Below are 21,095 nucleotides of genomic sequence, written 5' to 3'. Positions count from 1 at the left end.
TTTGTGGTAAAATAATATGTAGTAAATTATTATTAGTTTAAGGGTGGGAATTAAAATGAAATTGATAATTGCAATTGTTCAGGATGAAGATTCAGCAGATGTCATAGAGGCTTTAACAGAAGAGGATTATAGAGTTACAAAATTAGCAACTACAGGAGGATTTCTTAAATCTGGTAATACTACATTATTGGTAGGAATTGAAGAGGAAAAAGTTGAACTTGTTATTGAAGTTATTAGGAATGTATGTAGAAAGCGGAATGAGACAGTAGTTACACCAACTACCCTTGGGGGAAGTGAAAGTGGATATATGCAACAATACCCAGTGCAAATTAGCGTGGGAGGTGCTACTGTATTCGTAATTGATGTGGATAAGTTCGTAAAAATATGATATCAAGGAGAGATAAGCATTGAGAAAGATAATCGGACATAAAAATATTATCGATAATATAAATAATAGAAGACAAAAGGATTCATTTTCTCATGCAAATCTAATAATTGGTAATGATGGAATAGGAAAAAGTATAGTAGCTAAGTACCTTTCAAATCAAATTATTAAAGAGAGAAATAGTGTGGAGAGTGTAGATATTGTAAGGTATTCTCCTAATTCCAATTCATTTGGTGTTGATGATGTGAGAAACATTATAAGTGAAGTCAATAAAAAGCCTTATGAAGGTGATAAAAAGGTATTAATATTATATAAATGTGACAAGCTAACAGTTCAAGCTCAAAATGCATTATTAAAAACTATTGAAGAACCGCCAAGAGGTGTACATTTAATATTGTTAAGTGATTCTTTAGAAGTAATTTTGGATACCATAAAATCTCGTTGCCAAATATATAGGTTAACACCATTAAATAAAGAAGAAATTTTGAGTTACCTTGAGGAAAAATATAATAATTTAAGTGAAGATGATAAAAAAGCAGCACTAGCTTATAGTGCTGGAATACCTGGAAATGTAGATAGATTTTTTAGCGATGATAAGTTGAGAAATTTGAGAGATATATGTATAGAATTATTTGAAGATATCGTAAGTAGACAAAAAGGTATTATATTAAAGTATGAGGAATTATTAAAAAGTGCAAAAGAAGATAAATTAGAGTTACTAAATATACTTCTATCATATATAAGAGATATATTACTTCTTAAAGAGCTTAATGATAGTGAACTCGTTGTTAATTTTGATAAAATATATAAGATAAAAAATATATCAAGAGGAATGTCTTATAAGAAATTAAATAGTATGTTAGAATACATAAAAGAAGCTAGAATAAATTTTAATAGTAATACGAACTATTCAATGGTCATAAGTGTTTTGCTTATGGGCTTTGCGGAGGTATAATTAATGATAAAAGTTATAGGCGTAAGATTCAAGAAAGCGGGAAAGATTTACTACTTTAGTCCACTAGAATTAGATATAAAAAAGGGCAATTATGTAATAGTAGAGACAGCTAGAGGTATAGAATTTGGTGAATGCGTTATAGGAATTAAGGAGATAAAAGAGGAAGATATAGTATCACCTTTAAAGAATGTTATTAGAATTGCTGATGAGGATGATATTAGAAAACATAAAGAAAATAAAGAAAAAGAAAAAGAAGCCTTAGATATATGCTTAGCGAAAATTCAAGAACATAAATTAAATATGAAATTAATAGATGTTGAATATACATTTGATAATCATAAGGTTATATTCTACTTTACAGCAGATGGTAGAGTAGATTTCAGAGAGTTAGTTAAGGATTTAGCTACTATATTTAAAACTAGAATAGAATTAAGACAAATAGGAGTAAGAGATGAGGCTAAAATGGTTGGAGGACTTGGACCATGTGGTAGACCTATGTGCTGCTCTACATTCTTAGGAGACTTTGCATCTGTATCAATAAAAATGGCAAAGGAACAGAATCTTTCTTTGAATCCAACCAAGATATCTGGAATATGTGGAAGATTGATGTGCTGTTTGAACTATGAACAAACTACATATGAAGGTATAAGAAAGAGATTGCCTAAGGTCGGCTCTATTGTTAAGACAGATGCTGGGAATGGAGAAGTTGTTGGTAATTCAATAGTTAAAGAGATGGTAAAGGTTAAGGTTAGAAGAGGAGACGAGGAAGTTGTTGAGGAATTCAAAATAACTGATGTAGAGCTCGTTTCAGGAAAATATGAAGATACAATTGATGAAAATAATATAAAATTGATTGTTGAGTCAGAAGAAGATAAAACATTAATAAAAAATCTTATTAATGAAAAATAGGAGGAATTTCTATGAAATCTGTTATTAAGATTTGTAATATGGAGTCTAATGACGATGCCAAGATAATTCAAGATACAGTTGTTAAGAATTCGGGGGTAATAGCTACTGAAATTTCGCTTGCAAAAAGGGAGATAACAGTAATATATAATGATATCTTTTTAAAACTCGAAAGGATTATAAATTCCATAGAGGATTTAGGATATGTTGTCTTGTAATCGTAAATAATATAACAATATTAAAAAATAAGAAGTCTAGAATACAAAACACTTTTAAAACATACGAATACGTGTTAAAATGTAAGAGGTTAATTACCACAATTTATTAGGAGGTGTTCTAGATGGCATTTGTTATTAATGATTCATGTGTTAGCTGTGGAGCATGCGCTGGAGAATGTCCAGTTAGTGCTATAACTCAAGGAGATACTCAATTCGTTATTGATGCAGATACTTGTATCGATTGCGGAAACTGTGCTAATGTTTGCCCAGTGGGAGCTCCAAACCAAGAGTAATAAAAGAGAGATCGTCTTTAGGCGGTCTTTTTTTTATTTAAAAATAGTTAAAGCAGTTATTTTCACTATTTATATGGAGGTGTTAACAAGATACATTCAGACTTAAGGTTAGAATTTATATCCAAGTCAGAAGTATCTAATATATTAGAATTTATTTTTTTTATGCTCTTCATAGATATTATAAAATTCTTAGGGTCGTCTAAGTATAAAGATGTTGTATTAGTTTTATAATGCATAGGAACTATGTATTTTGGGGAAATAAGGTTACAAAGTTTCGCAGACTCAAAACCGTCCAGAGTGAAATGTCCACCAATAGGGATAAGTAAAATATCAATATTTTTAAGCTTTTCTAAAATCAATGAACAAGGTATATGGCCTAAATGTCCTAAATGGCATATAGAAAGTTTATCATCCTTAAATATATAAATAATATTTGAGCCTCTTTTTAGTCCATTGCACTTATCATGAAAGGAGTCAAGCCCTTCTATGTTAAGGAAGCTTAAGTTAAAGTTTCCGCTCTCATTAATAATCTTGGTTGTATTATTTATATCATTAATATATGAACTATCAAAATGGTTATGACTAATGGTAATTAAATCAGATTTAGGGAAATTATTATCATAACCTAAATTGTTGCTAAACGGATCAATTAGAATTCTTTTACCAATGGATGTTTTCATAAGGAAACAAGAATGTCCATACCAAATAATTTGCATATAAAACCTCCATAAATTGAAATATATTAGATATTATTAACATACAGTATTATAAATAATCATAAATTTATATTGATACTTCAAAAAGTAAAAGAAGTATAGTATAATATTATAAAGTCAAAGTAAGTCAAAAACAAATAATTAAATAAAGGTTTAAGTAGGTGATGTTATGGCAAGACTTTCAGATATAATAGAAGAGTTTATAAAACAAATGTTTAATGAGAATAGAGATAATGTGATTTTTATACAAAGAAATGAGTTAGCAGATCAGTTTAGATGCGCGCCGTCCCAAATAAACTATGTATTAACAACTCGATTTACCTATGAAAGAGGATATTTAATTGAGAGCAAGAGAGGCGGCGGAGGTCATATAGCGATCAAGCAGTTGGATGAGGATAACTCCAATAGAAGGGAAGAGCTAATTAACCAAAGCATAGGAGAAACAATAACATATCATAATGCAAACGCATTGCTTAATCACTTATTAGAATCTGGAGTTATTGAAGAAAGAGAATGTGAAATAATGAAGATAGCAATAAATGATAGAAGTTTAACTTCAGTAGATAATAAAAATAAAGTAAGAGCTGATATTTTAAAAGCTATGATTATGATAATTTTATCTTAAAGGTGGGGATATATATGTTATGTGAAAAATGTAAAAAAAATGAAGCAAAGATAAATTTAATTACAGTGATGAATGGTCAGAAACAGGAAATTTGGTTGTGTGAAAATTGTGCAAAAGATATAGCTAATATTCCGTTCTTTAGTCCAATAATGCAAAATATAAATGTTCCATTTCAAGGCATACTTACAGAAATATTATCTAATGTAGATAATGGTAAATCAAATATAGATAGCAATAAAGTAAAAGAAATTATTTGTCCAAATTGTGGGTTAACTTATCAGGAATTTAAGAAATCAGGAAGATTGGGATGTGCTGATTGTTATAAAGAATTTAATATTGTACTTGAGCCAAGGATAAAGAGCTTACAAGTTGGAACTAAACATATTGGTAAGATTCCTAAGGTTAAGGGAAAGGAATTGGTTCAAAGAAAAAATCTTAAGGATTTAAAAGAAGAGATGCAAAAATTGATAGTAGCCGAGGAATATGAGAGAGCAGCAATAGTAAGAGATGAAATTAAAAAACTAGAATTATATATATTAGAAAGTAACACTAAGGAAATTACAAATAGAAAGGAGGGAAATTGTGATGAATAGCTGGGAAGATGATAAGGAAAGGCTTGGAGTAGTATTAAGTAGCAAAGTGTTGTTAGCTAGAAACTTTAGCAATTTACCTTTTCCTAATAAACTGAATTATATTAAGGGTAGAGAAAATGGCAAAGAAGTATATAACGTTCTTAAAAACGAATTGGATAATGAAGAAATTACGTTATATGAGATTTGGAATACAAAAGAAGAATTTAGTAAACAATATTTAGAAAGGGATTTAATTAGCAAAGAACTTTTGAAAAATTCTGATAAGGGTTCATTTATATTGAATAAAGAAGAAAATCTTAGCATTATGATAAATGAAAAAGATCATATAAACCTTCAATGTATAAGTGATGGATTTAAATTAGAAGAAATTTTTGAGAGAGCAACAGTTATTGATGATAAGATAGAAGAAAATTTTGACTATGCTTTTGATGAAACATTAGGTTATTTAACAGCATCACCAGAGAATATCGGAACAGGAATGAAGGCATCAGTAGTATTACATTTGCCAGCTCTTAGTATGAGTGAAGAAATTAGTAATATATCCAAAAAACTTGGTAAGCTAGGGATTGCTATAAAAGGAGTCCATTTAGATGGTACAAAAGTTTTTGGAAATTTATACAGAATATTTAATAAAGTGTCATTAGGTTTGACAGAGGAGAATATTATAAATAAATTAAAAGAAGCAGTTTGGAGCATAATAATAGAGGAAAATAAATTCCGAGAAATATTACTTAGTAAATGTAGACATGAATTAGAGGATAAGATATATAGAGCATATGGAATACTGAAATATGCAATGATTTTAGATTTTAAAGAGTCTATTGAACTATTATCAAATGTTAGATTAGGAGCGGAATTATCAATTATAAATATTGATAAGGGTAAGTTAGATAAACTATTTATTCTAATTACTAATTCATCCCTTCAAAATTATTTAAAAAAATCACTAGATGATAAGGAAATTAAGTATGAAAGAGCTAAATTAGTGAAAGAAATATTAACCTAAGGAGAAGATAGGAGGTTTAAGGTATATGGAATATAATAAATTAACAGAAAGGGCACAAGCAGTAATTTTAGAAGCTGAAAATGAATCAGAGAAATTTAAACATGGGTATGTTGGAACTGAGCATATATTGCTTGGTATATTAAAAGAAGATGGATATTCTGCTAAATTATTAAAAAAATATGGGGTTAATAGTGAAAATATTAGAAATATGATACAAAGATACTTGGGTTATGGGGATATCAAAAAAACAGACGATAATATTTTGCTGACCCCTCGAACTAAAAGGTTAATAGATGAAAGTTTTGCAGCAGCAAAAAGATTAAATCATAAATATGTTAGCCCTGAACATATCTTATTAGCCTTACTTAATCAAGAAGAAGGAATGGCATACACTATCTTAAAAAGTTTGAATCTTAACTTCACTATTATAAGTGAAGAATTACTTGTATTTTTATCTGGTACTTATGAAGATAAAGCTAGCGATAAAAATACAATGGATAATAAGAAAGCTAATACTCCAATGCTTGATAAGTATGGAAGGGATTTAACAGTACTATCGAAGGAACAAGGACTAGACCCTGTAATTGGAAGGGATAATGAAACTCAAAGGGTATTAGAAATTCTTTGTAGGAGAATTAAAAATAACCCGTGTCTGATTGGGGAACCAGGTGTTGGTAAAACTGCTGTAGTTGAAGGACTAGCACAGAGAATAGTTGAGGGAAATATTCCAGAGATACTTAGAAATAAAAGAGTTGTTTCTTTAGATTTAACATCTATGATTGCAGGAGCTAAGTATAGAGGTGAATTTGAAGAAAGACTTAAGAAAACTATGGATGAAATAATTAAAGATAAAGATATAATTATTTTTATAGATGAGATTCATACTATTATAGGAGCAGGAGGAGCAGAAGGTGCTATCGATGCATCTAATATATTAAAGCCTGCTTTAGCAAGAGGAGAGATTCAATGTATAGGAGCCACAACTATAGATGAATATAGAAAGTATATTGAAAAGGATTCTGCATTAGAAAGAAGATTTCAACCTGTAACAGTGGGAGAGCCTTCAAAGGAAGAAACGCTAAAAATTCTTAAAGGATTAAGAGATAAATATGAAGCTCATCACAGAGTTGAAATAACAGATGAAGCTTTAGAAGCGGCCGTTAATTTGGCAGATAGGTATATAACAGATAGATTTATGCCGGACAAAGCCATTGATTTGATTGATGAAGGAGCTGCTAAAGTGAGAATCCAAAGCTTAACAGCCCCTCCGGATTTAAAAGATCTAGAAGAAAAAATTGAAAATATAGGTAAAGAAAAGGAAGAAGCTATACGAGTTCAAGACTTTGAGAGAGCTGCTAATTTAAGGGATAAAGAGAGAATTTTAAAAGAGCAGTTAGGTAATATGAAAGATAGTTGGGATACTCAGAATTCTATAAAGACACTAGTTGTAGATGCAGAAAAGATAGCGAGTGTAGTATCATCTTGGACTAAGATTCCAATTCAAAAATTAACTGAATCGGAAAGTGAAAGGTTATTAAAATTAGAGGAAATATTACACAAGAGAGTCGTTGGGCAAAATGAGGCGGTTAAATCTATAGCAAGGGCTGTGAGACGGGCAAGAGTTGGAATAAAGGATCCTAATAGACCAATAGGAAGTTTTATATTCTTAGGACCAACTGGAGTTGGAAAGACTGAGCTTTCTAAAGCACTTGCAGAAGCTATGTTTGGTGATGAAAATAATATTATAAGAATTGATATGTCAGAATACATGGAAAGTCATTCGGTATCTAGATTAATAGGATCGCCTCCAGGATATGTAGGACATGAAGAAGGTGGTCAACTTACAGAAGCTGTTAGAAGAAAACCTTATTCAATAGTTCTTTTAGATGAGATAGAAAAGGCAAATCCAGAGGTATTCAATATATTGCTTCAAATTATGGAAGATGGAAGACTTACTGATGGTAAAGGAAAAATAGTTAATTTTAAGAATACAATAATTATAATGACTTCAAATGTTGGTGCTCATCAAATTAAAAAGCAGAAAAGCATAGGATTTAGTAGCGTTACTTCTAAAAACGAAAATGAAACTGAATATGAAAAGATGAAGGAAAATATATTAGGGGAACTAAAGCAAAAATTTAGGCCAGAATTTTTAAATAGAATAGATGATACAATAGTATTCCACAAATTGAGTGATGAAGATTTAAATCAAATTATAGATTTAATGCTTGCATCAATAAGAAAAAGGCTTGAGGACAGAGATATATACTTAAACTTTGAAGATAATAGTAAAAAGTTCCTACTAAACAAAGGAATTGACCTTGATTATGGTGCAAGGCCACTTAGAAGATTGATAATAAAAGAGGTAGAAGATAAATTAAGTGAGGAAATATTACAAGGAAATATAAGAATCGGAGATAGGGTAAAGGTAAGTGAGTTAGAAAACAAACTTATTTTCAAAAGATTGGCTGAAAGCAATTTGGAGCTCAATAAGAATTAATTTATGTTAATGGGCTATTTCAACGCTATAAATTATTTATACATTGAAATAGTCCGTTTAGCTTAAAGATTAATATTTGGGTATTGAGTAGTTTAAAATGTATTAAATAGTAGGAGAAAATAGATATGAGTAAAGAAAAAAAGGAATTGGATTTAATTATAATTGGGGGTGGACCAGCAGGTCTTACAGCAGCAATGTATGCAGGAAGGGCAAAGTTGAATACTTTGTTGTTAGAAAATGAACTTGTGGGAGGTCAAGTTAGAAATAGTTATACTATAGAGAATTATCCAGGATTTAAAAGTATAGGTGGAGGAGATTTAGCTGATATATTTCAAGAGCAAGCTAGAGATCTTGGAGCAAATATTGATGAATTTGATTCAATTGAAAAAATATATATATCAGATGATGAAAAGATTATAGAAACTGAATCATATATATACCAACCTAAAGCTGTAATAATTGCTACAGGAGCGGCACCAAGAAAACTGCCTATTCCTCAAGAAGAACAATTTTCAGGAAGAGGAATTCATTACTGTGCTATTTGTGATGGAGCACTTTATCAAGGCAAAAAAGTTGCTGTTGTAGGCGGTGGAAATTCTGCACTAGAAGAGTCTATATTTTTAACTAGATTTGCTGAAAAAGTGTACCTAATCAGAAGATATGATTATTTTAAAGGGGAACAGTCATTAATTGATGAAGTTTTCAATAACCCTAAAATAGAGGTTCTATTAAATAAGGATTTAATTCAGGCTAATGGTAAGGAATTTTTGGAATCAGTTATCATAAAAGACACTAAGACTCAAGAAACTAGTAGCTTAGATGTTAATGCAGTTTTTGGGTATATAGGAACAGAGCCTAGAACAAAAGAAGTAAAGGATTATATAAAATTGAATGAGCAAGGATATATAATTACTGATGAAGATTTACAGACAAATATTCAAGGAGTATATGCAGCAGGGGATGTAAGACAAAAGAAGTATAGGCAAATAACAACTGCTGTATCAGATGGCACGATTGCGCTTTTAAATGCAGAAAAGTATATATTACGAAAAAGAAAATAGCATTAAGCATGGAAATATAAGTCAGATATTAATTGATATATGCCAAAATAATTAAGAGGCGCATATACGCCTCTTAATTATTTACCTAAAGCCTTTAAAATAGCAGGCTTATCAAAGCCTATAATAATATTATCATTAATATCTAATACTGGTACACCCATTTGATTAGACTTTTTTATCATTTCTTCTCTAGCTTCCATATCATCTTGAACATTTAATTCTTGAAATTCAATATTTTCTGATTTAAGAAAACTTTTTGCTTTAACGCACCAAGGACAAGTATTGGTAGTATATACTTTTACCATAAATGAATACGCCTCCTTAATAATTATTATTATATTGTAATTAATATTATAATATAGATTTTATAATCATTCAATATAACTAGAAAATAATGAGTTTATTATAAATTATAATTTGGTTATATATTGTTGTCTCATTATTAGAATAATCATTATAGAGTAATTTCGTTAATACATAACTAGTGAATTATATTTTATATTTATTTTCTAGTGTTGATATTAATATTATAATTTCTTTTTATTATATATTTGTTCTTTACTAATCTATTTTATAATAGCTTTTGCAATAATTTATTAAATATTCTAAGAACAAAAAATAAAATAGCCATAAAGTATTATATATAATGATTGGATGGAGGTTAAAAGCTAGCTATATTTAATTCAAAATATATGAGTAAGAAAGTAATATGCTATAATATAATTAAGATTTTTATTAAAAAAGTAAGATGTAATAAAGATCTAGAAACGAAGGGAGAGGTTTATGAAGAAAAAAACATTATATAGATGTAATAGTTGTGGTTTTGAAAGTATAAAGTGGCTTGGTAAATGCCCCACATGCAATAGTTGGAATACATTAGAGGAAATTACTATTGAAGCAAAAAATTTAGAGACCAGATCAAGACAGATAGCAAAAAAGCCGTTAAAAAAACTTTTTGAGATAGTTTCCAATAAAAGCGATAGAATAGTAACAGGGATAAATGAATTTGATAGAGTTATGGGTGGAGGAATCGTAAAGGATTCAATTTCGATTATAACAGCAAGACCAGGAGCGGGAAAATCAACACTTCTTCTTGAAATTTCCGATGCTGTCGCCCAAAAGGGATATAAAGTAATTTATGCGTCAGGGGAGGAAAGTGATAGTCAGATAAAAAATAGAGCAGATAGAATTCTTAATAAAATCCACGAAGATATATGGGTACTACAAGAAACAAGTCTTGATAATGTTTTAGATGCGGTTGAAGAAATAGATCCAGATATTATAATAATAGATAGTATACAAACATTTACTATGGAATCATCTTTGCCAGCGAGAGCAGGGTCACCTACACAAACTATGGAATGTGCTAATGCATTGCTTCAAGTGGCTAAAAACGATAAAAGGCCAAGAGCGGTTATAATAGTTGGGCAGATGACTAAAAGTGATGAACTTGCAGGGTTAAGAGCCTTAGAGCATTTAGTTGATACGGTGCTTATAATAGAAGATGATAGTGATGAAGAGTTAAGAGTACTTGTAAGCTCTAAAAATAGATTTGGTGGTATTGAAAATGGCTTCTTTCAAATGGGAGAGAGGGGGATTATTTCAATAGATAATCCATCAGAATTTTTTATGACAAAGCGTGAAGAAGGAGAAATTGTATCAGGAAGTGCATTAACCGTAATTAAAGAAGGAACAAGAGCAATAATAACTGAAATAGAAAGTTTAGTATCCAAGAGTTTTACTCCATATCCTACAAGAATAGGAGAAACATTAGGAAAGGATAAATTAAACACTTTGATATCTATACTTGAACAACGTGGAGGAATTAATTTATACGATAAGAATGTAATTATTAAAACTACAGGTGGTATAAAAATAAGAGAACAGGGCATTAATTTAGCTGTAATAATGAGTATAGTATCCTCAGTAAAGCAGCAGGGGATAGAATCAAATATAGCGTTTATAGCAGATGTAGGACTGACTGGGGAACTTAAAAAAGTACCATCATTAGAAAGTAGAATTAGGGAACTTGAGAGAATGGGATTTAAAAAGGTTTATGTTCCAAAGGATTCTATAGGAAAAAGCAGCAGCTTGAAGAAAATAGATATAATTGAATTAAAGACCTTGATGGATGTAATAAATAATGTTTATAGAAGTTAGAACACTATAGAAATGACATATTAAATATGAAGAGAATAGAGGCATTTCTTACAAATAAATATATTATAACTTAAATTTTACAAATGTTGTTGAGGGATTATATTTATTATAGTATTATAGTTTCTAGGGCGTAGGTTAAATTTACTCCGAAAATAATATCAGTCAAAATGTTTAATATTTGATTTTAAATAAATCTAGAAAAGTATCAAAATGATTTTTAAAGAAAATGGGTGAGTGTATGAGAATAGAAAAGGGAATAGGAATAAAGAATGTCTTAAAGATAATGTGCCCAGGCACTCAACTAAGGGAAGGTCTTGAAAATATATTAAGAGCTAAAACAGGTGGCTTATTAGTGATTGGTGACGATGAAGAAGTTATGAAACTCGTTGATGGTGGTTTTTATATTAATTCAGAGTATACACCATCATATGCATACGAATTAGCTAAAATGGATGGAGCTATAGTCATAACTGGAGATTTAAAGAAAATCGTTTGTGCTAATGCGCAATTAATACCGGATTCATCTATTCCAACATATGAAACAGGAACTAGGCATAGAACAGCGCATAGGGTAGCTAAGCAAACGAATAACATAGTAATTGCAATTTCTCAAAGAAGAAATATAATAACTATGTACAAGGGTGATATAAAGTATGTATTAAGAGAAAGTAGTGTAATTCTTGGAAAGGCAAATCAAGCGCTTCAAACACTAGAAAAATATGTTGCAGTACTTGAACGTGTTATTAATAACTTGAATTTATTGGAGTTTCAAGACTTAACAACACTATTCGATGTAGTTACAGCAATTCAAAGAACTGAAATGGTAATGAGAATAGTGGAAGAAATTAATATGTATATACTAGAGTTGGGGAATGAAGGACGATTAATATCAATGCAATTAAATGAATTAGTTAAGCATATAGAAAGAGATGGAATATTGCTAATTAGAGATTATTGTAAAGATGGACTTCAATATAACGAGGTATATGAACACATTCAAAAACTAAATTCTTCAGAATTATTAGAATTAGACGCAGTTGCAAGAACATTAGGTCGTGGAGGAATTCCGCTTATGGATACATTAATATCTCCAAAGGGATATAGAATGTTGAGTAAGGTGCCAAGAATACCATCTAATGTTATTGATAATCTTATAAAAGAATTTGAAGAATTAAGTAATATAATTGATGCTGATATAAATGACTTAGATAATGTTGAAGGAATAGGAGAAGCGAGAGCTACTGCCATTAAAGATGGATTGAAACGTATAAAAGAGCAAGTCTCATTAAAAAAGGAAATATGATAATTTAATTTGTGTTAAATTAAATTGAATTTAGTTTATACAGAGAAAAAGGCATTTATTTTGATTTATTGATATAAGATTTAATCTGATTTTTTAAACTTGAATGAAATTATTAGTAAACTTAATAATTTATTCATTTTAGAGGTACTTATTGTATGATATAATTAATATGATTTAGAGAAATATTGAAAATATGATTAAAATACTATCTAATTGTAAATAATTAGAAGGAGGTGAAGTATGTGTTAAAAAGACTATTAAGGGGAATTTTTTCTGTAATTGGATTGATACTGGGATATTTCATATCTGAAATATTACTTACAATCCCTCAGGTTGATAATTTAACTTACATTTCAACCACTATTACTAGAGTTTTATTTATTATTATCATATCTTTTATTTTTGGACTTATATTTTATATTATTTCTCCTATTATATACAAAGGAATTTCTAATTTAATTGAGTATATTGAAAAGAGTATGCAAAAAATGAGCATAACTGAAATCATTTATGGAACTTTTGGAGCTGTAATTGCTTTAATTCTTATGACGTTTATTGCAAAACCGATAAATGATATAAATATAATTGGGCCAATTTTATTAATTTTATTAAATGTGTTAGCTGCTATAATAGGTGCAGAAATAATGATTAAAAAAAAGGAAGATATAACAGCTCTTCTTGTTAATATGAAAAAGCCTGTAATTAAAGAGAAAAAAGTTAAAGAGGTAATAAAAGAATCTATAAAAGGAATTCCAAAAGTATTAGATACATCAGTTATAATTGATGGGAGAATATTTGATATTTGTGAGACTGGATTTGTTGAAGGACCACTGGTTATACCTAACTTTGTACTGGATGAATTAAGACATATATCCGATTCTTCTGATTCGCTAAAAAGAAATAGAGGAAGAAGAGGTCTAGATATATTAAATAAAATACAAAAAGAGCTAGCCATAGAAACTCAAATTGTAGAAGATGATTTTCCTAAAATCGCAGAAGTTGATGCAAAGCTGCTTAAGCTTGCACAAAAAATGGAAGGAAAGGTTATAACTAATGATTATAATCTAAATAAAGTGGCTGAGTTTCAAGGGGTACCAGTATTAAATATAAATGAATTATCGAATGCAATAAAACCAGTAGTGTTACCTGGTGAAGAAATGACGATTGATATAGTAAAAGATGGAAAAGAATCAAGCCAAGGTGTTGCGTATTTAGAAGATGGAACTATGATTGTTGTTGAAGGTGGAAGAAGATATATAGGACAAACAACAAGTGTTATAGTTACATCAGTTCTTCAGACAGCAGCTGGACGAATGATTTTTGCAAAACCAAAAGATAATTAAAAGTTAAGGAGAGTTTTCTGTATGGTTAGTGCGATAGTATTAGCTGGAGGCAGAGGTAAGAGAATGGGCTATATTCAAAGCAAGCAATATATTGATTTGAATGGTGCGCCCATTCTTTATTACACGTTAAAGCAGTTTATAGAAAATGATTTGATAGATAAGATCATTTTAGTAGTGCCTGAAGATGAAAAAGATTATTGTGAAAGAGAAGTATTAAATAAATATGGATTAAAAATAGATGATTTAGTATCTGGTGGGAATGAAAGACAAGAATCAGTATATAATGCTTTGGAGAAATTAGAAAAATCTGATATAGTATTAATTCATGATGGAGCTAGGCCATTTGTATCTCAGAAAATAATAAATGATGCGGTTGAATATGCTAAGCGTTATAAAGCTGCAGCGCCTGGAGTTATGCCAAAGGATACTATAAAAATTAAAGATAGTAATAATTTTTCAGTAGATACTTTAGTTAGAAGTGAACTTGTTGCAATTCAAACGCCACAAGCTTTTGATTTCAATCTAATATATGAATGCCATAAAGAAATAAAGAAAAGATGTATATCGGTTACTGATGATACTAGTGTAGTAGAACTTTTGGGACATAAAGTTTATATTTATGAGGGTGATTATAAAAATATAAAAATAACTACACCGGAAGATTTAATACTTGCAGAGTATTTTGTGAAAAATATAGTATAGTGATAATGTATTGACAGGCTAAATTCAGGAAGTTATAATATATTAAAATAAAATTTAATTAAGATTGTAAAACGTTGATGAAGAATAGTAGAAGTCGATTATATAAGAGAAAAAGTCCGTGGGCTGAAAGACTTTTAAACAGGCTTTGAACCAGCTTTTGAGTATAGGGAAAAACTATCGGTCTAAAACCGTTATCATTGCTAGAGAACAAATTTAGGTGGTACCGCGATATAAAGTTCGCCCTAATATATATTATTAGGCGGGCTTTTTTATTTATCCAATTATATATTTTTAATCTATTAATTATTTATAAAATCTAATATTCAGATTTTATTACATCATATATAAAATATTATTTGCAATCTAACCAATATTATTTAGGAGGAACACCAAATGAAAATGTCTAATATGTTAATATCAACATTAAGAGAAGTACCAGCTGAAGCAGAGATTGACAGCCATAAGCTTATGTTAAGAGCTGGAATGATAAGGAAAATGGCTGCAGGAGTATATAATTATATGCCTCTTGGATTAAAAGTTTTAAAAAAAGTTGAGGATATAATTAGGGAAGAAATGAATGCGGCAGGTGCACAGGAATTTCTAGCATCAGCTATTATTCCAGCAGAATTATGGCAGGAATCTGGTAGATGGGATGCATATGGAGCAGAAATGTTTAGATTAAAGGATAGAGGTGATAGAGATTTCTGTTTAGGGCCAACTCATGAAGAAGTATTTACAGATATAGCGAGAAATGAAATTAAGTCTTACAAGCAATTACCTCTTAATTTATATCAGATCCAAACAAAGTATAGAGATGAGCGTAGGCCTAGGTTTGGGGTGATGAGATCTAGGGAATTTGTGATGAAAGATGCTTATAGCTTTGATAAAGATCAAGTTGGGCTAGATTTAGCTTATGATAAAATGCATGATGCATATGTAAAAATATTTAATAGATGTGGTTTAGATGCAAAATGTGTTGCTGCTGATTCTGGTGCTATTGGTGGTTCAAATTCAGCAGAGTTTATGGTTAAATCGGAAGTTGGAGAGGATGATGTGGTATTTTGCAGTGAATGTAACTATGCAGCAAATATCGAGAAAGCTTCATCACCAGCAGAGAAAGAGTTAAAAGAGGAATTCAAGGAAATAAATAAAGTTGAGACACCTAATACAAAAACTATAGATGAATTGGTTAAGTTTTTCGGTACTAATGAAAAAAAATTCGCAAAGACTATCTTGTTTAATGCAGATGGCAAAATAGTAGCAGTTATGGTTAGGGGTGATAGAGAAATTAATGAGGTTAAGGTTAGCAATGCAATTGGTGAAGTGATTAACCTAGATCTTGCTAGTTCAGAAGATGTAAAAAAGGCAACGGGAGCAGAAATAGGATTTGCGGGACCAATAGGTATAAAAGTAGATATGCTATTAGTTGATGAAGAAGTAGCTAATATGTATAACTTTATTGTGGGTGCTAATGAAACAGGTTACCATATTAATAATGTAAATTATGGAAGAGACTTTGAAGGTGTAATAGGAGATTATAGAAACGTAACTGAAGGTGAGAAGTGCCCGGTTTGCGGTGGTAAGGTGACTATTGCAAGAGGAACAGAAGTGGGTCATATATTTAAACTTGGTACTAAATATTCAGAAGCCATGAATGCTAAGTTTATAGATGAAGATGGAAAAGAAAAGCCATTTATAATGGGATGCTATGGAATTGGAGTTACAAGAACAATGGCATCTATAATTGAGCAACATCATGATGAAAATGGAATAGTATGGCCATTGTCTGTTGCACCATACCATGTTTCTGTAATTCCTGTTAATGTAAAAGATGAGGAACAAGCTAGAATTGCAAATGAAATTTATGAAAAATTAACAAGTGCCGGAATAGAAGTTCTTTTAGATGATAGAAATGAAAGAGCAGGAGTGAAATTCAAAGATTCAGAATTAATGGGAATACCAATGAGAATAACAGTAGGTAAAAAGATTAATGATGGAGAAATTGAATTTAAACTTAGAGATGGAGAAATGGAAGTAATCAAAATAGAAGATGTTTATAATATAATAAAAGGTGAATTTGAGAAAAACAATATAAAACTAAAATAATTTTAGGAGGTAAATTAATGAAGGTATTTAATACTTTAACAAGACAAAAAGAAGAGTTTATCCCTATTATTCCAGGCGAAGTTAAAATGTATGTCTGTGGGCCGACTGTATATAATTTCTTTCACATAGGTAACGGAAGAACATTTATTGTCTTTGACACTATAAGAAGATATTTGGAGTATAGAGGATACAAGGTTAGATTTATCCAAAACTTTACTGACATAGACGATAAAATGATTAATAAAGCTAATGATGAGGGAATTACAGTAAAAGAGCTTGGAGATAAATATATAAAAGAATACTACCAAGATGCCGATTCATTAAAGATAGAAAGAGCTACTGTAAATCCTAGAGCAACAGAATATATTCATGATATAATCAAATTTGTTGAAGAGTTGATTGAAGCAGGATTTGCTTATGAAGTTGATGGTGATGTTTACTATAGCACAAAAAAATTTAATAATTATGGAAGATTGGTAGGGCAGAATTTAGATGATTTGCAGGTTGGCGCAAGAATATCTGTTGATGAAAGAAAGAAAGATCCTATGGATTTTGCAGTATGGAAAGCACAAAAGCCAGGTGAACCTGCTTGGGAAAGTCCTTGGGGACCTGGAAGGCCTGGGTGGCATATAGAGTGTTCGTGCATGGCGAAGAAATTGTTGGGAGATACAATAGATATTCATGCAGGTGGCATGGATTTAAGATTCCCGCATCATGAAAATGAAATAGCTCAAAGTGAAGCTCTAACAGGAAAACCATTTGCAAATTATTGGCTTCATGCAGCATTTGTTAATGTAGATAATAAGAAAATGTCAAAATCATTAAATAACTTCTTTACAGCAAGAGAAGTTCTTGAGGAATATAGTTCGGATGCAATAAGGTTTTTGATGTTGTCTGGACACTATAGAATACAAATAAATTTTACTAAAGAACTTTTAGATTCAGCAAAATCATCAATAGAAAGATTATATAATTGCATAAATAATCTTGAAAATTTGAAAGATGAAGTGACTAAAAAACTAATGGATGAAGCGGAAGAAAAATATCTAAAGTCTTTAGATAAATATAGGGAAAAATTTATTGAGAAGATGGATGATGATTTTAATACGGCAGACGCTATTTCGGTATTGTTTGATTTGACTAAAGATATTAACAATAATGTGAATATTAATTCATCCTCTGAATTATGTGAGAAAGTGGAATCAGTAGTTAGAGAACTAGGAAATCCGCTAGGTATACTTCAAGATCGTATTGAGAAGGATTTGGAAACAGAAATTCAAGAGCTTATTGAAAAGAGACAGCAAGCCAGAAAAAATAAAGATTTTGCACTTGCGGATAAAATAAGAGATGATTTAAAAAGCAGAAATATAATTTTAGAAGATACACCACAAGGTGTTAGATGGAAAAAGATTGATTAATTAAAGAAAGGGTTGCATTTTTGCAACCCTTATTTAAAGGAGAATTATAATGTTAGATGACTTAAGAATTAGAAAATTTTCAAAAGATGAAGCAAGAATGTTGAATTCATTACAATTGGCATTAATAGGTGATGGTGTATTTGAGGTTTTTATTAGAAATTATATTTTGACTCAAAATACAGCATTATCTGCAAATAAGATACATGTGAAGGCAATTGGATATGTAAAAGCAAAAAGTCAGGCGTGTATAATGCATGAAATTGAAAATCTCCTAAATGAGGAGGAAGAAGCAGTTTACAAAAGGGGAAGAAATGCGAAATCACCTACTGTTCCTAAGAATGCAGAGATAAGAGATTATAGAATGGCAACTGGGTTTGAAGCGTTAATTGGTTATCTATACTTAGTAGGTGATAAGGAAAGATTAGAATTTATATTTAACAGAAGTATTGAAATTATTAATTAGTTTATAAAATTAAAAAAAGGAGGGTTTATAATGAATAGTAAGCCGAAAAAAAATATTTCAAATGTCAAGTTTATGGAAAGCAAAGATAAATCTGTAAATCAATCAAAAGGTAAAGTTAAAAGCTATAATGAGGCAAAAAATAAAACGAAGAAAGATAATATAGTAGGAAATGATAAATCAACGGGCGCTATTGAAGAGAGAGAAGATATAGTTATTGGAAGAAATGCCGTAATTGAAGCTCTAAGAGGAGAAAGAACGATCGAAACGCTATATATATCTAATAGTAAATTAGAAGGTTCAATAAAAACTATTGTTGGTTTGGCAAAAGAAAATAGGATATTAATAAAAGAAGTTGATAAAAGAAAACTTGATTCAATGTGTGGTGGAGAAGTACATCAAGGGGTAATAGCAAAAGTTACTCCATATAAATATTCAGAAGTATCGGATATATTGGATTTAGCAGAGAAAAGAGGGGAAGCTCCGTTCATAGTTATATTAGATGAGATTGAGGATCCGCATAATTTAGGATCAATAGTAAGGACTGCGGAATTATTTGGAGTTCATGGAATTATACTCCCAAAGAGAAGAAGTGCATCTGTAAGTACAACCGTTTATAAATCTTCGGTTGGAGCAATAGAACATGTAAAAATAGCTAAGGTAACAAATTTAAATTCGACAATAGAGGAACTAAAAGAAAAGGGGATCTGGATTTATGGGGCAGACATAAGAGCAGAAGAATATAGCTACCAAGTAGATTTTGGAGGACCTTGTGCGGTTATAATTGGAAATGAAGGGAGAGGTATTTCAAAATTAACGGTGGAAAAGTGTGATAAGCTAATAAAAATACCAATGGTCGGAAAGATTAATTCTTTAAACGCATCTGTAGCTGGTGGTATAATTATGTATGAAGTTTTAAAAGGACGATTGAAATAGAGAGAGGTATATCGTGAAAACTATTTTTGTAGATGGATATAATGTTATAAATAGTTGGCCTAATTTAAAACAAAAAAAAGATTCTAGCTTTGAGGGTGCAAGACAAACTCTTATAGATACTTTACATAATTATGGAGTTTTTAATGCTTGTAGAATAATATTAGTATTTGATGCTCATAAAGTTACTGGGAGCATTGAAAAGAAAGAAGAGGTAAATAGAAATATATCGGTAGTATTTACAAAGGATGGAGAAACTGCGGATAGTTATATTGAGAAACAAGTAAATGCTCTAGGAAGGAAACATGAAATAGTTGTTGTAACATCTGATAGCCTAGAGCAGCAAACAATTTTTCAAAGAGGTGCAGTTAGAATGTCATCTTTAGAATTTTATAATGAGGTTCTAAGGATAGAGAAGTCTATAAAAAATAAAGCAGATAAGAACAGAATTTCACAAAAAAATATAATAAGTGATAATATAGATGATAGGATAGTCAAAATATTAGAAGAAATCAGAAGAAGTAAGTAAATTCAGTTGACTAACATAATTTTACTGGGGTATAATTGTCTAAACGAGTGGTTAGTTTAATGCAGAAGAGAGTTGAGAATAAGCAGTTGAAAGGTTTTTTAGATTTCAAAGATAAATCAGACGAAGAAATTGTTGCGAAAGCTAAGAGTGGTAATAGTAGGGCGCAAGAATATTTAATTTCAAAATATGAGAACTTTGTGAAGTCAAAGGCTAAATCATATTTTTTAATTGGAGCCGACAAGGAAGACATTTATCAAGAAGGGATGATAGGTTTATATAAGGCTATCAGAGATTTTAATGCAGAAAAATCAACATCATTTAAAGCCTTTGCAGAAATATGTGTAATCAGACAAATAATAACTGCAATAAAAACAGCTACTAGGCAGAAACATATTCCGTTAAATACTTATGTCTCTTTAAATAAGCCAATATATGAAGAGGAATCAGAGAGAACTCTGCTTGATGTTTTGGCAGGATTGAAAATTTCAGATCCTGAAGAGCTAATGATTAGTAAAGAACAAATGGATTATATCGAGAAAAAGATTTCGAAAGTGTTATCAGATTTGGAATTAGAGGTTCTTACTTCATACCTAGATGGAAAATCTTATCAGGAGATTGCAAGTGATTTAGAACGACATTCGAAGTCCATAGATAATGCATTACAAAGAGTAAAGAGAAAATTAGAAAAATGCTTAGATTTAAAGTGATAATTTATATTGACAAATAAAAAGAATAATAGTAAACTTTATAATTGGTATATCAAAGAAGATAGCAATTTTGAACGCTCACATAGCTCAGTCGGCAGAGCGTCACCTTGGTAAGGTGGAGGTCGTCGGTTCGATTCCGATTGTGAGCTCCAAATAATAAAAAATAAAAAAACACT

22 protein-coding genes and 1 tRNA gene are annotated in these 21,095 nt (G+C 30.2%); 21 read left to right on the top strand and 2 right to left on the bottom strand.

The window, feature by feature from the left end:
• The first annotated feature begins 55 nt into the window (after positions 1-55).
• The 5 genes from ACJDTP_RS07395 to ACJDTP_RS07375 all read left to right on the top strand — a co-directional run bounded on the left by ACJDTP_RS07395 (position 56) and on the right by ACJDTP_RS07375 (position 2,757).
• Positions 56-388, top strand: coding sequence for a cyclic-di-AMP receptor (locus tag ACJDTP_RS07395; RefSeq protein WP_078116879.1), 333 nt, complete (start codon positions 56-58; stop codon positions 386-388).
• 19 nt (positions 389-407) lie between these two features.
• The gene (locus tag ACJDTP_RS07390; protein WP_078116880.1) at positions 408-1,340 is read left to right on the top strand and encodes a DNA polymerase III subunit delta'; all 933 of its coding nucleotides are present in this window, start codon (positions 408-410) and stop codon (positions 1,338-1,340) included.
• Between the two features lie 3 nt (positions 1,341-1,343).
• On the top strand, positions 1,344-2,249 hold the full coding sequence (locus ACJDTP_RS07385; protein ID WP_078116881.1) for a PSP1 domain-containing protein: 906 nt from the start codon (positions 1,344-1,346) through the stop codon (positions 2,247-2,249).
• An 11-nt stretch (positions 2,250-2,260) separates the two neighbouring features.
• The gene (locus ACJDTP_RS07380) at positions 2,261-2,464 is read left to right on the top strand and encodes a heavy-metal-associated domain-containing protein (RefSeq protein ID WP_011967481.1); all 204 of its coding nucleotides are present in this window, start codon (positions 2,261-2,263) and stop codon (positions 2,462-2,464) included.
• Positions 2,465-2,586: 122 nt separating this feature from the next.
• Positions 2,587-2,757 (top strand): DUF362 domain-containing protein, encoded by a 171-nt coding sequence (locus ACJDTP_RS07375; protein ID WP_008426524.1) that lies wholly within the window; start codon positions 2,587-2,589, stop codon positions 2,755-2,757.
• 65 nt (positions 2,758-2,822) lie between these two features.
• Here the strand turns inward: ACJDTP_RS07375 and ACJDTP_RS07370 are convergent, their stop codons facing one another.
• Positions 2,823-3,473, bottom strand: a complete 651-nt coding sequence (locus ACJDTP_RS07370) for an MBL fold metallo-hydrolase (RefSeq protein WP_077844666.1) — start codon at positions 3,471-3,473, stop codon at positions 2,823-2,825.
• 169 nt (positions 3,474-3,642) lie between these two features.
• Here ACJDTP_RS07370 and ACJDTP_RS07365 point away from each other — a divergent pair, with 169 nt between their 5' ends.
• The 5 genes from ACJDTP_RS07365 to trxB all read left to right on the top strand — a co-directional run bounded on the left by ACJDTP_RS07365 (position 3,643) and on the right by trxB (position 9,258).
• Positions 3,643-4,098, top strand: a complete 456-nt coding sequence (locus ACJDTP_RS07365; RefSeq protein WP_077844667.1) for a CtsR family transcriptional regulator — start codon at positions 3,643-3,645, stop codon at positions 4,096-4,098.
• A 14-nt stretch (positions 4,099-4,112) separates the two neighbouring features.
• A complete protein-coding gene (locus ACJDTP_RS07360) occupies positions 4,113-4,691 on the top strand; it encodes a UvrB/UvrC motif-containing protein (RefSeq protein ID WP_077844668.1) in 579 nt (192 codons plus the stop codon).
• Positions 4,684-5,697, top strand: coding sequence for a protein arginine kinase (locus tag ACJDTP_RS07355; RefSeq protein ID WP_077844669.1), 1,014 nt, complete (start codon positions 4,684-4,686; stop codon positions 5,695-5,697). The genes ACJDTP_RS07360 and ACJDTP_RS07355 overlap by 8 nt, the downstream gene beginning before the upstream one ends.
• Before the next feature lie 25 nt (positions 5,698-5,722).
• Positions 5,723-8,197: an ATP-dependent Clp protease ATP-binding subunit gene (locus ACJDTP_RS07350; RefSeq protein ID WP_077840446.1), complete on the top strand. Its 2,475-nt coding sequence runs from the start codon at positions 5,723-5,725 to the stop codon at positions 8,195-8,197.
• A 125-nt stretch (positions 8,198-8,322) separates the two neighbouring features.
• On the top strand, positions 8,323-9,258 hold the full coding sequence (trxB, locus tag ACJDTP_RS07345; protein ID WP_078116885.1) for a thioredoxin-disulfide reductase: 936 nt from the start codon (positions 8,323-8,325) through the stop codon (positions 9,256-9,258).
• A 77-nt stretch (positions 9,259-9,335) separates the two neighbouring features.
• Here trxB and ACJDTP_RS07340 read toward each other — a convergent pair whose 3' ends face one another.
• Positions 9,336-9,563: a glutaredoxin family protein gene (locus tag ACJDTP_RS07340; RefSeq protein ID WP_077840448.1), complete on the bottom strand. Its 228-nt coding sequence runs from the start codon at positions 9,561-9,563 to the stop codon at positions 9,336-9,338.
• Positions 9,564-10,041: 478 nt separating this feature from the next.
• Between ACJDTP_RS07340 and radA the strand changes: the two genes are divergently transcribed.
• The 11 genes from radA (at position 10,042) to ACJDTP_RS07285 (ending at position 21,071) form a co-directional block, all read left to right on the top strand.
• A complete protein-coding gene (radA, locus tag ACJDTP_RS07335; RefSeq protein WP_078116886.1) occupies positions 10,042-11,418 on the top strand; it encodes a DNA repair protein RadA in 1,377 nt (458 codons plus the stop codon).
• A gap of 238 nt (positions 11,419-11,656) precedes the next feature.
• Entirely contained in the window at positions 11,657-12,721 is a 1,065-nt protein-coding gene (gene disA / locus ACJDTP_RS07330; RefSeq protein WP_011967490.1) for a DNA integrity scanning diadenylate cyclase DisA, read from the top strand.
• Positions 12,722-12,963: 242 nt separating this feature from the next.
• Positions 12,964-14,064 carry a PIN/TRAM domain-containing protein gene (locus ACJDTP_RS07325; RefSeq protein ID WP_406760848.1) on the top strand — a complete coding sequence of 367 codons (1,101 nt, stop codon included), beginning with the start codon at positions 12,964-12,966 and terminating at the stop codon, positions 14,062-14,064.
• Between the two features lie 21 nt (positions 14,065-14,085).
• Complete coding sequence (gene ispD, locus ACJDTP_RS07320) at positions 14,086-14,766, top strand: 2-C-methyl-D-erythritol 4-phosphate cytidylyltransferase (RefSeq protein ID WP_078116887.1); 681 nt, start codon at positions 14,086-14,088, stop codon at positions 14,764-14,766.
• A 393-nt stretch (positions 14,767-15,159) separates the two neighbouring features.
• On the top strand, positions 15,160-16,872 hold the full coding sequence (locus tag ACJDTP_RS07315) for a proline--tRNA ligase (protein ID WP_077844674.1): 1,713 nt from the start codon (positions 15,160-15,162) through the stop codon (positions 16,870-16,872).
• A 17-nt stretch (positions 16,873-16,889) separates the two neighbouring features.
• Positions 16,890-18,290 (top strand): cysteine--tRNA ligase, encoded by a 1,401-nt coding sequence (gene cysS, locus ACJDTP_RS07310; protein WP_406760847.1) that lies wholly within the window; start codon positions 16,890-16,892, stop codon positions 18,288-18,290.
• Positions 18,291-18,339: 49 nt separating this feature from the next.
• A complete protein-coding gene (locus tag ACJDTP_RS07305) occupies positions 18,340-18,753 on the top strand; it encodes a Mini-ribonuclease 3 (RefSeq protein ID WP_077837296.1) in 414 nt (137 codons plus the stop codon).
• Positions 18,754-18,783: 30 nt separating this feature from the next.
• The gene (gene rlmB, locus ACJDTP_RS07300; RefSeq protein WP_173711549.1) at positions 18,784-19,686 is read left to right on the top strand and encodes a 23S rRNA (guanosine(2251)-2'-O)-methyltransferase RlmB; all 903 of its coding nucleotides are present in this window, start codon (positions 18,784-18,786) and stop codon (positions 19,684-19,686) included.
• Positions 19,687-19,699: 13 nt separating this feature from the next.
• Positions 19,700-20,212 carry an NYN domain-containing protein gene (locus ACJDTP_RS07295; protein WP_011967497.1) on the top strand — a complete coding sequence of 171 codons (513 nt, stop codon included), beginning with the start codon at positions 19,700-19,702 and terminating at the stop codon, positions 20,210-20,212.
• Positions 20,213-20,271: 59 nt separating this feature from the next.
• A complete protein-coding gene (gene sigH, locus ACJDTP_RS07290) occupies positions 20,272-20,919 on the top strand; it encodes an RNA polymerase sporulation sigma factor SigH (protein ID WP_023976573.1) in 648 nt (215 codons plus the stop codon).
• Between the two features lie 76 nt (positions 20,920-20,995).
• Positions 20,996-21,071 (top strand) — tRNA-Thr (locus tag ACJDTP_RS07285).
• Positions 21,072-21,095 lie beyond the last annotated feature (24 nt).

The sequence above is a fragment of the Candidatus Clostridium helianthi genome (genome assembly GCF_045310795.1).
In the GTDB taxonomy this organism is placed as follows: Bacteria; Bacillota; Clostridia; order Clostridiales; family Clostridiaceae; genus Clostridium; species Clostridium helianthi.
Note: the sequence above shows the minus strand (reverse complement) of the source record. Positions and strands in the feature narration are given on the sequence as shown.